Source organism: Rheinheimera sediminis, from assembly GCF_004005375.1.
Taxonomy (GTDB): Bacteria; Pseudomonadota; Gammaproteobacteria; order Enterobacterales; family Alteromonadaceae; genus Pararheinheimera.
This window is the reverse complement of sequence record NZ_RZUF01000015.1, coordinates 1-14,728: the sequence shown is the minus strand read 5'-3', so window position 1 is coordinate 14,728 and position 14,728 is coordinate 1. Positions and strand designations below refer to the sequence as shown.

Here is a 14,728-nt window from a genome sequence, read left to right as displayed (position 1 = left end):
TTTTCCGACTTTGCTTCCTGTCTATTGAGTGCTAGCATTTGCAGAAGGTACGGGTACCCGAGCCCATTTATTTGTTTTTTCGAGGCTTTTTGAACTTATGAATAAAGCTTTGATCTGCTGTCTGCTTCTTGCTTCGCTGATGCTGTTCCCTGCCCCAATAGCAGCTTCGATGCAGTTTTCTTCCTTAGTTCAACAGCATACTGACGCACCTCTCATCAGTTACGATATCAAACAAGACAGCAAAGGCTATATCTGGTTTGCCAGCGAGTTAGACGGCTTACAACGTTTTGACGGGTACGAATTTAGCCGCTGGAACATACTGAGCCCGACAGAGCAAGACACAACCATGGCCAATGTGAATCAATTGCTGATAGATAATCAGCAACGACTATGGATCAGTACTTGGGGTCAAGGCGTCACATTACTTGATGAAAAACTAAACGTCAGGATGCGTTATCACAGCAAAGCAGAGGCTGCACAACAGCTGCCGTCAGACAGGGCGCAAAGCTTTTTTCAAGACCAACAACAAAGGATCTGGATAAGTACAGTAGGCGGTCTGCGCTATGTCCAGGCTGCTGAGCCAAACAAACTTGAAAAAGTGCAGCTATTGTCAGATTTGCGAGTCTGGCAAATCACACAATCAGACGATGGCTATCTTTGGCTTGCCAGCTCAAAAGGGTTGTATCGATTGTCTGAAGATTTACAGCAGTTAGACCACAAACCCTTACCCTCATTGCCAGAGGGAGAGCAAGTCTTGAATCCAACCGAGATCAGGACTTTGTTGGCAGTGGAACAAGGGATATGGCTTGGTACTCAGCTCGGTTTGTTTTTCTTTAGCTTTGAAGCAGACAAGGTCACCAATCTATATCCCGCTGAATTTGGTGTTATCAACACCTTGTTTCAACCTCAACCCGATCAGCTATGGGTAGGCAGCAGCGCTGGCCTGTTCAGAATAAACAGCAGTGAGCAGCAGCGAAGTCCGCAACACTTTTTGCCTACAGCTGATATCCGTAAATTTTTTAAAGATCAAACTGGAGTTATCTGGGTTGCCAGTCGTAACAGAGGCGTTTTTAAAATGAATCCTCTGCCTCAGAACTTTGAAGCTTTGCCTTTTCCCTTGGCTGCTGGCCCGGAAAAATCCTTAAGACGTATTTACAGTCAGACCATCATAGACGACAAGATTTGGCTTGGAGTGGATCATGACTTACTAAGCTACGATTTGAATCAACAGATCTGGCGCTCCTACCCTTTGCCTAGCCGTCGTCCGCATAATCAGGTCCAAGCTGTGGCTGTAGATCATCAGGGCAAGTATTGGGTGGGCTCTGATCTTGGTTTATTTGTTACCCCCCGCTTAGCTGACCCATTCAGCCAGCAAGATTTGCCCGATAGCATCAAAAAGCTGGTTGGGGTTACTACTCTGGCAGCTGATGCCGATGGCACACTATGGCTTGGGATCTGGGAGAAAGGCCTGATCAAGTGGCCACAACAAAACAGCGAAGGAAGGCTCGAATATTTCAATATCACGTCTCAACCTGGTGACGCTATTATCAGTATGATAAGCGACACATCAGACAGCATCTGGCTGGTCAGTCGTTTCAGCGGTTTGTATCAACTCAAACGCAGCACGGGATTGATTACTCGCTATCACAGCGGTAAAGACAGCATGATTCAGTTGCCAAGCGATGTCCTACTCTGTGCCGAGAAAGTCAAGGACCACCAGTTGTGGCTCTGTACCAATCAGGGCTTGTTTTTTATGGACTTAAAACACAACCGCACAGAGCTTTATCAGATAGAACAAGGTCTACCAGACAACAGAGTCGTTGCTATCAATGCTCAGGATCCAGCGTCAGTCTGGGTCAGTACCAAAAGAGGGCTGACTGAACTGGATTTAGCCAGTAAAACCTTCAAGATTTTTGCAGAAAAAATCAACACAAATTCACTATTACTCGAAACCAGAGCGCTCAACCGCTCCTCTTCAGGCACATTCTGGTTAGGGACTGCAGCGGGTTTATACCAATTTAACCCAAGACTGATGCAGAGTTATAAATTTAACGCTCCTATGCTGATCAGTAAGCTCAAAGCCGATCAGAAACAGTGGCTGGATCCTGAAAGCTCAGTACAAAACCCACTGGAACTTCCGGCTACAGCAAAAGAGATCACCATTCATTTCAGTTTTCTGGAGTATTTTTTTACTGACAGTCATCAATATCAATACAAATTATCAGGCCTGGACGACGAGTGGCATTATTTGGGACATGAACATCAGATCAGTTTCAATAGATTGCCTCCTGGTCATTACCACTTTCAAGTACGAAATAGCCTGGAGCACTCAGAACAACGAATCGCCAGCTTGTATTTTGTGATCTCTACTCCCTTGGCACAAGACAAAAGGCTGTGGTTATTTATCTCTCTGGTGAGCTTATTATCGCTTTGGTTGATGTGGCAGGCTCGTACCCGCAACTTGCATCAACAAAACTCGAGGCTGAACGAGCTTGTTCGACAACGTACTATGGATTTGGAACAAGCGAACTTAGCCTTAAATCAACAAGCCCGCACCGACTTTTTAACAGACCTCCCCAACAGACTGGCTTTCTCAGAACAGTTTGAACTACTGCAACGCCAAGCCATACGACAAAAGTTAGCCTTTACATTAGTGTTGCTGGATATCGACCACTTTAAAGTAATTAATGATACTTATGGTCATGATGCCGGTGACTTGGTGCTGACTAAAATAGCGCAAAATTTAAATCAGCGCCTGCGTCAACAAGACGTCCTTGCTCGATGGGGCGGTGAAGAATTTATTCTGTTATTACCTGAAACTACGGCACAAGGGGCTTTTGTGGTCTGTGAAGAATTACGCCAGAGCCTGATGCGACTGCTTATAGCCTATGGCGAACATCAAATAAGTGTCACCGCCACTTTTGGTCTTGCTCAGTTACACGATGTGGAGCTAGAGCTTAACCACTGGCATTCAGCCGCCGACATAGCTCTGTATCAGGGTAAAAAAACCGGTCGTAACAAGGTTGTGGTTTATCAAGCAGACCCAACTGAAACCTTTGAATAAGCCTGGAGGTTTTCAAGCTGAACCCCTATTCAAGGTATCGTTTCTTCTGCTGTTGCAGATCGCTGATCGCCTGAGATAAATCAGTACCGGTCAAACGATGTTGTTGCATCAGTTGCTGCATAGCGACTGACAGCTCTGCGCTGCTGCCTGTAGTGGCTGGAATTTTTGCCTGGCGATAATAGGTAGTACCCAAATCAATTAGAGCGCAAATTAAATAAATCAGTAGGAATACTGCTGGATACTTTATTTTGTGTACCATGTTTTTAGCTCCTGTTCCCATTGCTTACGTTCTTCCGGCCACAGCTTTTTAGTGGTTGCTTCGTCAAACTTATAGCTTTTATTGGCTTTCAGTTTTAACCAAACAGCACCTTGCAAAGTTTCCAGATCAGCATATTCCAGCTCTCCTGCTTTTAATACTTTGGCGTATTGCAGAATTTTTGCGGTGAATTCTTTTGTCAAAGGCGTTGGGGCCATCAACTTAACCTGACACAAGGTATTACGGCACTCACTCGCAATAATACGCAACTCGTTATTAGTGGTAGTCACAGCCAAATGGGCCAGCAGATACTCAGTGGCTTCAGCCCAGCCCTCGTCTCTTTCTTGTTCGTCCCATTCTGCATGTTGCGCCAGCAAAGCTTTTTCTTCAGCAATCAAAGACCGGATCCCCAGATAGGCATGAAGCACCTGCGCCGCTTCAGGGTTTCTCGTTTCAAAATCAATAGCCTGATTTAGTTGAGTTTGAGTCATAGGTTCAGGTAACAGCCAAAATGCTAACCAGGGTTTCGTCTGATAAGCAAAAACGGCGGCTCCCGCCAATAGCAAACAAAGCAGCCACTGAGTAATTGCAGACTGTAAATGAAGCAGAAACTTAAACGCCATAGGTACTCCAATCAAAAGGCGGCAAAGTTTACCATCTAAAAATGGGGGCAGATCACATTTTTAAAGACTTTGCTTAAATGCAGCGGGAAAACAGCAATGGCTCCAGCTCATCCAATAAAGACAAACGGCTTTTGCCTTCCAGACGAAAGCCAAGTTTAGTGACCACCTGCTTCGAGCCAGAATTATCCGGATGGATCACTGCGACCAATCGACTAAGGCCTAAAGCCTGAGCAAACTGAATCACGGCAGACCCTGCTTCAGTCGCTAAACCCTGGCCCCAGAATTCTGGTAAAAAACGATAACCAAGCTCAGTTTCCTGAATTTCCTCAAGATACTTAATGCCACTAAAACCTATCACCTGCCCCGTTGCTTTCCAGACACAGGCAAAACGGCCGTAGCCATAGACCTGATAATCCCGCAACGGATGTTGTTGCAGATAATCCAGCACATCCTGTTTCGATTGCGCTGGTTTATTGCCAACATAACGTATCACTTGCGGCACAGTCATCAGCTGATACATGGCATCCACATCATCCAGCGTAAAAGAGCGCAAGATTAAACGGGGAGTTTCAAGTATGACGTTCATTCGATGTCCCTCGCACGGGGTCAGGCCTTGATTATTGATTCAATAATCAAGGCCTGACCCTTTTTTACTTAGCTTTTTTGCTAAAAGATGGCTTACCGGATGAGCGTTTAATTTTTTCCACAGCTTTGGCCGCTGGATTAACCCCTGTGTGCCGGGTTAATGCCACCTGACCTGGTTTTTTACCTGGTACCTTGATGTTACGAAGGAACATGTCCTCTTTACCCTCTTCCGGCACCAGACAACCTTTGCTTCTGCCAATCAGGTGTTTTAAGCCCATTTTGACTAAAGCTTCGCGGATCATCGGCCAGCCTTTAGGGTCATGGTAACGCAGCAGTGCTTTATGCAAGCGGCGCTGACGTTCCCCTTTTGGCACTGGCACCACTTCGGTATTGCCTTTGATATTTTTCAGCGAGTTCATCTCTGTGTGATAGATAGTGGTCGCGTTTGCCATTGGGCTTGGGTAGAAGTTCTGCACCTGATCCAGTTTAAAATCACGTTCTTTCAGCCAAAGCGCTAAATTCACCATGTCCTTATCTGTAGTACCAGGATGCGCGGAGATGAAGTACGGGATCAGGTATTGCTCTTTGCCCGCTTCACGGCTAAAACGGTCGAACATTTCTTTAAACTTGTCATAGGCGCCCATGCCGGGTTTCATCATCTTCGACAAAGGCCCGTTTTCAGTATGCTCAGGAGCAATTTTTAAATAACCACCGACATGGTGCTGCACTAGCTCTTTGACATAGTTTGGATCTTCAACAGCTAAGTCGTAACGCACACCGGACGCCACCAGAATCTTTTTAATGCCATCCACTTTACGGGCGGCACGGTATAAATCCACAGTTGGGCTTTGATCTGTATCCATATGCTCACAAATAGTCGGATAGACACAAGAAGGCCGGCGACAGGTTTGCTCCGCTTTTGGATTTTTACAACGTAAGCGATACATATTCGCGGTTGGGCCGCCTAAATCCGAGATCACTCCGGTAAAACCCGGAACTTTGTCACGAATTTCTTTAATTTCTTTTAAAATTGATTCCTGAGAACGGCTTTGGATCACGCGGCCTTCGTGTTCGGTAATAGAACAAAAGGAACAGCCACCAAAACAACCCCGCATAATATTGACCGAAGTTTTGATCATCTCATAGGCAGGAATTTTCGCTTTGCCATACACAGGATGTGGCACACGTTGATAAGGCAGACCAAAAACGCCATCCATCTCTTCAGTGGTCAGCGGAAACGCAGGCGGATTAACCCATAAATGACGGTCGCCGTGGCGCTGGTAAATAGCGCGGGCACAACCTGGGTTAGTTTCCTGGTGCAAAATACGCGAAGCGTGGGCATACAACGACTTATTGACACTGACCTGCTCAAAAGCAGGCAGTTTGACATAGGTTTTCTCCCACGGCTTTTGGCGTGGCGGCTGCACTAGTATTGGCTTAGCTTCCACTTCAGGCGCTTTGCTTAAATCGATGCCCTGCTGCGCAAATTCAGAAAAGGTGCCGCAACCTACATCGTCTGCACCATAAGGATTGGGCACAGGGTCAATTTTGCCGACTTTATCAATAGCGGTGGAATCGACACCACGCCAGCCCGGTAACGGCTCTTTGCGAATAACTGCAGTGCCGCGAATATCGTGAAGTGTATTAACGTCCTCGCCATTGGCAATGCGATGCGCCACTTCGACCAGTGGTCGTTCAGCATTGCCGTAAATCAGCAGTTCGGCTTTGGCGTCAAAAATAATGGAGCGACGAACTTTTTCCTGCCAATAATCATAATGGGCAATACGGCGCAAGCTGGCTTCAATACCACCTATGATCACTGGCACATCTTTGTAAGCTTCTTTACAGCGCTGTGAATAGACAATCACAGCGCGATCAGGACGCTTTCCACCTTCATTACCAGGAGTGTAGGCATCGTCGTGCCGTAATTTTTTATCCGCTGTGTAGCGGTTAATCATCGAGTCCATATTGCCGGCAGAGACGCCAAAAAACAGGTTAGGTTTGCCAAGTGCCATAAAAGCGTCTTTGGACGACCAATCTGGCTGGGCAATAATGCCGACGCGAAAGCCCTGACTTTCCAGCATACGGCCGACCACGGCCATACCAAAGCTGGGGTGATCGACATAAGCATCGCCGACCACCAAAATAATATCGCAGCTGTCCCAACCCAGCTGTTTCATCTCGGCTCTGCTCATTGGCAAAAATGGTGCAGTACCAAAGGACTCAGCCCAGTATTTAGGATAAGAAAATAGTCCCCGCTCGGCCGCCATGCGGTCCACTGCTGCGGATTTTCTTAAAGGGACCTGATTCGTTTGCATCTGTTGTTTCACTCGGTTTTGCCTGCCAAAAATGGCCGCGCATTATACTTGACTCAGCTTAAGAATACTAACATTAAGGCAGAACTATGATGTTCACAAATTAAACAAAAAAACAGCATAGATTGAAGTTACAGAAAGGTTGTATCACCAGACTTTCGTTTAAAACTCAGTCTGGTGGTACAAATACCGGCTCTGGTGCGACCTAATACATCAGAATAGTCACGACACCCAGTAGCATAAAGATGGCACAAGCCACACGGCGCGCCCAATCTAAGGAAATACGTTCCAGCAACCAGCTGCCGGCATAGACCACTGGCACATTGGCAGCCAGCATACCGACAGTGGTGCCTAAAATAACCTGCCAGGTTTCTGGGTAAGTGGCGGCCAATAGCACTGTCGCTACCTGAGTTTTATCACCAATCTCTGCCAGGAAAAACAAAATACAGCTGGCAAAAAAAGCGCCATATTTTAAAACGCTGACTTCTTCACTGTCGTCTTTATCCGGAATAAGCAACCACAAAGCTACGGCAATAAAAGAGCCACCTAATAGCCACTCATGCCAACCTTGTGGAATAAACTGCGCCACCCAGGCACCAAACCAGGCCGATGCGGCGTGATTCAATAAAGTAGCCACCAGAATACCTGCAATAATAGCGCCACGGGAGCGAAAGCGGGCAGCGAGGAATAAAGACAAAAGCTGAGTTTTATCGCCAATCTCTGCAACAGCAACAGAAGCGAAGGAGGCTACAAAGGCATCAAAATACATAAACTGCACCTGGCGGGAAAACTAAACATAAGACAACAGACCAACTCCCGCCTGGGGTTAGTAGGTTGTCTTAGGTCTCATTAATACCTGATCAAGCTTGATCTGTGGGACGTTGTTGCCATGTACAGTGAGGTACAAGTATGTTGACAACAACACAAAACCTGGCGGCTTTGTAAATTACTCCCCTAAGCGCGTCGGCATTTTAGCCGCTATCCGGGCGCTTCGGCAAGCAAAAACTCCGCCGAAGCACTATCCAGCTTAGTCTTTCAGGTGCCTTGCATGAAAACGCAGGTGCTCTTCGATAAAGCTGCTGATAAAAAAGTAGCTGTGATCATACCCCGGTTGCAGACGAATTTGCGCGCCACTTTGGCTGCGTTGATTGGCTTCGATCAAAGCTTCAGTGCGAAGCTGTGACGGGTAAAACTGATCGCCCTCGCCCTGATCAATCAGCATAGGCACACTGCTCTGTTGTTGCGCCAGCAAAAAACTTGCATCGTACTGCAGCCACTGGCTTTGCTCATCGCCCAAATAGGCAGTAAAAGCCTTTTTGCCCCAGTCACACTTTGTTGGCTGACAAATAGGTGAAAAAGCCGACACTGAGCGGTAAGCGCCAACTTCACGTAAAGCAATTACTAAAGCACCATGGCCCCCCATCGAATGACCGCTAATCGCCTTGGCTGTGGTGACAGGTAAATGCGCTTCCACTAAAGATGGCAGTTCGCGGCTGATATAGTCATACATCTGATAATGGGCTGCCCAGGGCTCTTGGGTCGCATTGACATAAAAACCAGCGCCCTGACCCAAATCATAAGCGGCATCGTCTGCTACCTGCTCGCCTCGTGGGCTGGTGTCAGGGATCACTAAAGCTATGCCCAGCTCTGCGGCTACACGCTGCGCCCCGGCTTTAACCGAAAAGTTTTCATCAGTGCAGGTTAAACCTGATAACCAGTACAGCACTGGCACTTTTTGTGTTTCAGCTGCAGGTGGTAAATACACCGAAAATTGCATCAGGCCTTTGACGGATTCTGAATGATGCTGATATTTAATCTGGCGGCCAGCAAACAGCTTATGTTCGGATAACTGAATTAAGGTCATTGCTTTATCCTTGTGTAGATAAAGCCCGGCGAACCGGGCTTTTAATGAAAATGAATTCCCACTTTAGTTGGGATTGCGGCGAGGCAAAATTGTAGGGGCGGGTCTTGTACCCGCCCGTCTGTAATGCCAATCAGATGTCAGAAAGAGTCTGCCCTGCCCGCATTTCATCTAATAGCATATTTTAACCAACCACAGTACAGCTGCCAAAAAAGCTGCTGCTTCAACTACAAAGAGTTAGAAATGTATCACGGTACGGATCGACTTACCTTCATGCATCAAATCAAAGGCTTCGTTGATTTGCTCCAACGGCATGGTATGGGTGATAAAGGTATCGAGTTCAAACTCACCTTTTAAATAACGCTCCACATAATCCGGCAATTCAGTACGGCCTTTGACACCACCAAAAGCAGTACCACGCCATACCCGACCTGTGACTAACTGAAATGGCCGGGTAGATATTTCAGCACCAGCAGGCGCCACACCAATAATTACCGACTCGCCCCAGCCTTTATGACAGCACTCTAAAGCCGAACGCATCACGTTGACGTTACCAATACATTCAAAAGAAAAATCCACACCGCCGTCTGTCATTTCAACAATCACATCCTGAATAGGCTTGTCGAAATTCTTTGGATTAATCACATCAGTAGCACCCAACTGACGGGCAATATCAAACTTAGACTCATTGATGTCGATGGCAATAATGCGGCTGGCTTTGGCCATCACAGCGCCAATAATGGCAGATAAACCTATACCACCTAAACCAAACACAGCAACTGTATCGCCTGCTTTCACTTTGGCGGTATTCATTACAGCGCCCATGCCTGTGGTGACACCACAACCTAATAAACAGACCTTTTCCAAAGGTGCTGCTTTATTGATTTTGGCTAACGAAATCTCTGGCAGCACAGTGTATTCAGAAAAGGTAGAAGTACCCATATAGTGGTAAATAGGCTGACCATCTTTAGAAAAACGTGTAGTGCCGTCCGGCATTAGACCCTGACCTTGTGTGGCACGAATAGCCTGACACAAGTTAGTTTTACCGGATAAACAGAATTTACATTTACCACATTCAGGCGTGTATAACGGGATCACATGATCGCCCACAGCCACGCTGGTGACGCCCTCGCCAATAGCTTCAACTACTCCACCGCCCTCATGACCCAGAATACAAGGGAATTTGCCTTCAGAATCCTGACCCGACAAGGTGTAAGCGTCGGTATGGCACACTCCGGTCGCCACTATACGCACCAGCACTTCGCCTTTTTGTGGTGGCATTAAATCTACTTCTTCAATTTTTAACGGTTGACCCGGGCCCCAGGCCACAGCAGCACGTGTTTTGATCATATTCATTCTTGTTCTCCAAACCAGACTAGTAGTTACTATAGCTTATTGTAATTTTTTCTTAATCGAAGATAATCCCTGCAAATAACAAATGAGTTTTGCATAAATGAAAGAATGGCAAGGCATCAGCGAATTTGTGGCTGTAGCAGAACTGGGAAGTTTTTCTAAAGCAGCCAAAGTCTTAGCTATTTCTGTAGCTCAGGTGAGTCGCACCGTACTGCAATTAGAGCAGCGGCTGAACTGCAAACTGGTGCTTCGCACCACACGCCAGGTACGACTGACTGAACAAGGCACTTTGTATTACCAACATTGCCGCGCTTTAGTGAACGGCTTGCAACAAGCCAATCAACTGCTGACCAGCTTGCAGCATGAACCTTCTGGCGCGATAAAAATTACCGCTCCTGTGTATTATGGCGAGCAATTTATCGCGCCTTTGCTGCATGAGTTTTTATTGCGTTACCCTAAAGTGCAAGTGGATTTACAGCTGACTAATGACCAACTGGATTTAGTCCAAGGCGGTTTTGACTGCGCCATCCGGTTAGGAAATCTTACCGATTCCAGCTTGCAAGCCAAAGCCTTAGGCAAGCGCACCTTGTATTTATGCGCCAGCCCCGACTATCTGCAAAAATTCGGCACTCCAGCTACAGTAGCGGAATTACATCAGCACCGCTGTTTAGTGGGCTCTGTCGATTTCTGGCGTTTTGAACAACAAGGCCAAAAGCTGCAATTTAAACCCCAGCCTTATTTGCGCTGCAATAGCGGTGTGGCGTTAACAGATGCAGTGCTGAAAGGTTTAGGCATCACTCAGCTGCCTGATTATTACTTAAAGCCCTTTTTAGAAGACGGCCGTTTAGTGGCCTTATTGCCAGAGCAACAACCGTCCGACGAAGGCATCTGGGCTTTGTATCCACTAAACCGGCATTTACCAGTCAAAGTGCGCTTACTGCTGGATTGGTTGCAGCAAGGATTGGAAAGCTTTCCAAAGCGGACAGGCTAGATCTTTATTTGTCGTGCTTTTATTTGTCGTGCTTGGGCTTAAAAGTTACTATGATTGGCAGAACAGAAGCAGCAAACAAGTGATTATGTTGAACTTTCCCCTTATTGTTAATCTATTGCAGCAACGCTTGCCTGGTCTTATGGCTGTCTATGCGTTTGGCAGTCAGGTCGAAGGCACTGCTAATAAGAACAGCGATCTGGATTTAGCCGTATTGGTGCCAGGTTATGCCGATGTGATTGATTTATGGGATATCAGTAGCGATCTGGCAGAGCTGCTGCACTCTGAAGTGGATTTACTGGATTTTCGTGCCGCCTCTACTGTGATGCAATACCAAATTTTGACCAAAGGACAGCGGCTTTATGCCTTTGATCAACAGGTTGGCAGTTATGAAGCTACGCTGCTGTCAGCAATGACCACACTAAACGAAGCCCGCGCCGGACTCTTAGCTGATATTAAAAAGGATGGGTCTGTTTATGGCCGTTGATAATGACTCCCCGCCTTCAGGTGAGCTGCTTTCTGGTGAGCAGCCTTCAGGTAAGCAGCTTTCTGATACGCCACCTGATGATGTGCTGCTGAATAAAGCTGCAACTATTGAGCGTAGCATCCTTCGTGCCCTGGAAGAATACAATAAAAACCCTGCCACTTTTGCCACAGACTTTACTCGTCAGGATGCAGCCATTCTGAATATTCAACGCGCTTGTGAAGCGGCACTTGATATGGGCCAGCATCTGATCCGCCTGCATAAGCTTGGGGTGCCGCAAAGCTCCCGCGACGTATTTAGCCTGTTAGCCACAGCTGAATTTATTCCGGCTGAACTTGCCGACAATCTGAAAAAAAATTGGTTTCAGAAACATCGCTGTGCACGAATATCAACGCTTGCAACTGGCAGTGACCGAACATGTCATTCTGCATCGTTTACAGGATTTTCAGCAGTTATGCCGGATTTTACTTGGGGGTAAGCAGGGCTAAGGATCGAACGCTTTTACTTGTGACTTTGCCAGAAATAATGCTGCTGATAGTACCCTAATGTAAATCAAAATAGCGACTAAGCTCAGCTTGTGTATACCCAAGTAACTTGAAGTTGCGGCGAGGCGGCAAGCCAGTGAGCGCCCTGGAGCATTTCGCTGACAAAACTGTCTGACCCCGGATAAACTTCAATGAATTGATTTATCTGCTTGATTTGTAATGTTAAATTTAGAGTATTCGACACTCATTATCCCGTTCAGGTTAACTAAACATCTAGCTAATCAGCGATTTATTCGCGGTTCGAACCTTTTCCAACTGTAGCGAGATAAGCTTAATGGTCTGTGCAGACACACCGTTCTCTTTTGCCGCCACAGCAAATTGCTGTATCACATCGATCACTTCTTTGATCACTCGCTGTGCGTGTTGCCAGTTAGAAAAGTTGGCTTGCGCTGCTAACTTTTGCATGGCCTTGAGTGAAGGTGTTTTACCAAAACCGCTAAACGCAGTGGCATGTTCGCCATAGGCTGATGGACTGAAGGTGACATCATAAAATGGAGCTAGTTGCCACTGGCCGTTGTCAGCCTGCAAAAAAGCAGAGTTTTTGCTGTGATCATCCTGATTCAGTGCAAACAGATTAAACACAGCCCGTTTGAATTGTTCTTGACCCGCTGCAGGACTTTTACAGAGTGTACTGCTCACTTTTATCAGATCTTCGTAATCTAAACTTGGTAACCGGTAATTTGCGTCAAGCAGACCGCAAGCACTGTGGAGATGGACGCGGCCATCGACATTGGTATCAGAAGTGACGACATCAAATCGTTTCAGTGCCAACCATCGTCTTTTTGCAGGGCCATCCGCAAACTCCAGCAATTTCCAATCAGGCACTGCAATGCCAACTGTTTTGGCCAACTGCAAATAAGTGGCTTCACACACACCTTCCTCATGGCCAAGGGCTAAACGCTCAGAAGTAAACTTGACTAACCAAGCCTCGGATTTCGGAAATTTTGCAGTACTACAATACAGATAATCATCAGTTGCAAAATACAGCTGTGCTTTAGGACGCGCACCACCTGAGCTACCAGCCTGGACTAAGACTGACAAAACATCTTCTGTATGGCCATCAAAAAATAACTGTGCCTCAGTACCTAACGCATGGAGATCAAAAAACTCATTTTGCTGCTGCATACACAATGCTGATACTGGCTTAAATGAAAGAGCCCCCATACCACGATTGCCAACAAAGGCCAGCCGGTCCATCGCGGTAATTTGTGAAGCCAGTATTTGATGCTGCCGAAACAATCTGTCCATCAGCAACATACCCCATCCATCAGGTAAAGAATCGGCAAACACACCATGCAGACCTGAATGTGGTTCTGTTGGTGCACGTTGCAGTGACGTATCGGATTTAAGTTTAAATGGCGACAAGTTGCCAAACTTTTGCAGATAGTCAGCTTGATACTGAAAAAAGCTACCTTGACGGTTTTGCGCCATCACACCAACTAACACTGTTTCACCATTCGACAAGGTACGATAGACATCTAAGCGATTGGTGCGGTTAAAGTTCATTGGCTAATACCTCGTCAATGCTGGTGGGCAGTGGCTTAAGATCGGTCAGTGTCGTCAACTGATGCAGCCTTGCCAGATCATCGACAGACTGCCACAGCATCAGGAATTGTCGCAGTGAGATCTGACCTGTAGTTTCAAACTTTTTAATCGTGGCGGCTGGCACTAAGCTCTTTTCGGCTAAGTCGTCCCTGGACCACTTGTGCTTTTTACGCTGGTCACGCAGCCATTGGCTGAGATCGGTTTGAACGTCGTGGACTGATAAAAGGCTTAAGTGTTCCATAGCAACCCTAACAGACACAACCATGTCCATTATTATAATAAATAGTCATTAATGGATATAATTATAGCCATTTAAAAAGAGTTTGAGTGAACTGATTTTGTTGAAAACTTGCCTGACAGTGACCGAACATGTGATTTTGCATCGTTTACAGGATTTTTAGCAGTTATGCCGGATTTTACATTGGGGTAAGCAGGGCTAAGGATCGAACGCTTTTACTTGTGGCTTTTGCCAGAAATAATCCTGCTGATAGTGCCGTAATGTAAATCAAAATAGCGACTAAGTTCAGCTTGTCTATACCCAAGTGACTTGAAGTTGCGGCGAGGCGGCAAGCCGGTGAGCCCCCAGGAGCATAGTCAACCTATGTGACTGGGGCGAGATGGCGCAGTCAACAAAGCCGCAGCTTCAAGGACGACGGGTATATAGCCTCCACTGGCAAATGCCATGCTAATAGCGTCGTTTCTGCTATTTGGGTAGTTCTGCACGTACCAATCCAATGGCTTCGCAGGTAAACGTTTTTGCTTCGCGGGAACTTCAGATAACAGTTCAGGGTAAGAAATTTTGCTTTGCATTTCGCTGACAAAGCTATCAGACCCCAGGTAAATCAGCTGCTTGACTTCAGGCCACAAACTTCTGCCCACACCACGCGCTACAAAATCCTGATAGTGACCAATAGCCTGAGAGCACTCATTACCAAACAGCGACAACAACTGGTCCACCGCCAGCCATGATGGTGGCTCCTGATCATGACAGGTAAAGCGATAACTGCTCCAGAGCCACTCGTCGCAGCTTTCCACCATGGCTGCACGCACCGGATTTAATACAATGTAACGACTCACTTCAAGCAGATAACTGTCCTTTTGCACCAGTA

General features: G+C 46.6%; 13 protein-coding genes and 2 pseudogenes. 5 read left to right on the top strand and 10 right to left on the bottom strand.

All coding sequences use genetic code 11. The annotated features are described in order from the left end of the window. The first annotated feature begins 169 nt into the window (after nt 1–169). Nucleotides 170–3,064 carry a ligand-binding sensor domain-containing diguanylate cyclase gene (locus tag EMM73_RS11350; RefSeq protein WP_186435196.1) on the top strand — a complete coding sequence of 965 codons (2,895 nt, stop codon included), beginning with the start codon at nt 170–172 and terminating at the stop codon, nt 3,062–3,064. Between the two features lie 25 nt (nt 3,065–3,089). Here EMM73_RS11350 and EMM73_RS11345 read toward each other — a convergent pair whose 3' ends face one another. The 7 genes from EMM73_RS11345 to EMM73_RS11315 all read right to left on the bottom strand — a co-directional run bounded on the left by EMM73_RS11345 (nt 3,090) and on the right by EMM73_RS11315 (nt 10,051). Beyond that, nucleotides 3,090–3,323 carry a hypothetical protein gene (locus EMM73_RS11345; RefSeq protein ID WP_127686549.1) on the bottom strand — a complete coding sequence of 78 codons (234 nt, stop codon included), beginning with the start codon at nt 3,321–3,323 and terminating at the stop codon, nt 3,090–3,092. Continuing rightward, the gene (locus EMM73_RS11340; protein ID WP_127686548.1) at nt 3,308–3,943 is read right to left on the bottom strand and encodes a hypothetical protein; all 636 of its coding nucleotides are present in this window, start codon (nt 3,941–3,943) and stop codon (nt 3,308–3,310) included. The genes EMM73_RS11345 and EMM73_RS11340 overlap by 16 nt, the downstream gene beginning before the upstream one ends. A gap of 73 nt (nt 3,944–4,016) precedes the next feature. Then, complete coding sequence (locus EMM73_RS11335; protein ID WP_127686547.1) at nt 4,017–4,529, bottom strand: GNAT family N-acetyltransferase; 513 nt, start codon at nt 4,527–4,529, stop codon at nt 4,017–4,019. Nucleotides 4,530–4,593: 64 nt separating this feature from the next. Next, complete coding sequence (locus EMM73_RS11330) at nt 4,594–6,798, bottom strand: YgiQ family radical SAM protein (protein ID WP_186435201.1); 2,205 nt, start codon at nt 6,796–6,798, stop codon at nt 4,594–4,596. Between the two features lie 250 nt (nt 6,799–7,048). Further along, nucleotides 7,049–7,612, bottom strand: a complete 564-nt coding sequence (locus EMM73_RS11325; RefSeq protein WP_127686546.1) for a TMEM165/GDT1 family protein — start codon at nt 7,610–7,612, stop codon at nt 7,049–7,051. 258 nt (nt 7,613–7,870) lie between these two features. After that, nucleotides 7,871–8,707: an S-formylglutathione hydrolase gene (gene fghA, locus EMM73_RS11320; RefSeq protein ID WP_127686545.1), complete on the bottom strand. Its 837-nt coding sequence runs from the start codon at nt 8,705–8,707 to the stop codon at nt 7,871–7,873. A gap of 234 nt (nt 8,708–8,941) precedes the next feature. Further along, nucleotides 8,942–10,051, bottom strand: coding sequence for an S-(hydroxymethyl)glutathione dehydrogenase/class III alcohol dehydrogenase (locus EMM73_RS11315; protein WP_186435200.1), 1,110 nt, complete (start codon nt 10,049–10,051; stop codon nt 8,942–8,944). A 106-nt stretch (nt 10,052–10,157) separates the two neighbouring features. On the opposite strand from EMM73_RS11315, the gene EMM73_RS11310 reads away from it, so the two are divergent. The 4 genes and pseudogenes from EMM73_RS11310 (at nt 10,158) to EMM73_RS20520 (ending at nt 12,017) form a co-directional block, all read left to right on the top strand. Beyond that, nucleotides 10,158–11,048 carry a LysR family transcriptional regulator gene (locus EMM73_RS11310; protein ID WP_127686543.1) on the top strand — a complete coding sequence of 297 codons (891 nt, stop codon included), beginning with the start codon at nt 10,158–10,160 and terminating at the stop codon, nt 11,046–11,048. Between the two features lie 85 nt (nt 11,049–11,133). Beyond that, on the top strand, nt 11,134–11,532 hold the full coding sequence (gene mntA, locus EMM73_RS11305) for a type VII toxin-antitoxin system MntA family adenylyltransferase antitoxin (protein WP_222422650.1): 399 nt from the start codon (nt 11,134–11,136) through the stop codon (nt 11,530–11,532). After that, nucleotides 11,510–11,824 (top strand): annotated as a pseudogene (gene hepT / locus EMM73_RS20525) (type VII toxin-antitoxin system HepT family RNase toxin); the annotation flags it as partial. The gene mntA and the pseudogene hepT, both read left to right, overlap by 23 nt. An 82-nt stretch (nt 11,825–11,906) precedes the next feature. After that, the gene (locus EMM73_RS20520; RefSeq protein WP_409994306.1) at nt 11,907–12,017 is read left to right on the top strand and encodes a hypothetical protein; all 111 of its coding nucleotides are present in this window, start codon (nt 11,907–11,909) and stop codon (nt 12,015–12,017) included. A gap of 270 nt (nt 12,018–12,287) precedes the next feature. On the opposite strand, the gene EMM73_RS11295 is transcribed toward EMM73_RS20520, so the two are convergent. From EMM73_RS11295 to EMM73_RS20060, 3 genes and pseudogenes are all read right to left on the bottom strand, one after another. Next, entirely contained in the window at nt 12,288–13,580 is a 1,293-nt protein-coding gene (locus EMM73_RS11295) for a type II toxin-antitoxin system HipA family toxin (protein ID WP_127686542.1), read from the bottom strand. After that, complete coding sequence (locus EMM73_RS11290) at nt 13,570–13,878, bottom strand: helix-turn-helix domain-containing protein (RefSeq protein WP_261373386.1); 309 nt, start codon at nt 13,876–13,878, stop codon at nt 13,570–13,572. The genes EMM73_RS11295 and EMM73_RS11290 overlap by 11 nt, the downstream gene beginning before the upstream one ends. A 335-nt stretch (nt 13,879–14,213) precedes the next feature. Continuing rightward, nucleotides 14,214–14,728: pseudogene (locus EMM73_RS20060) on the bottom strand (addiction module toxin RelE); the annotation flags it as partial.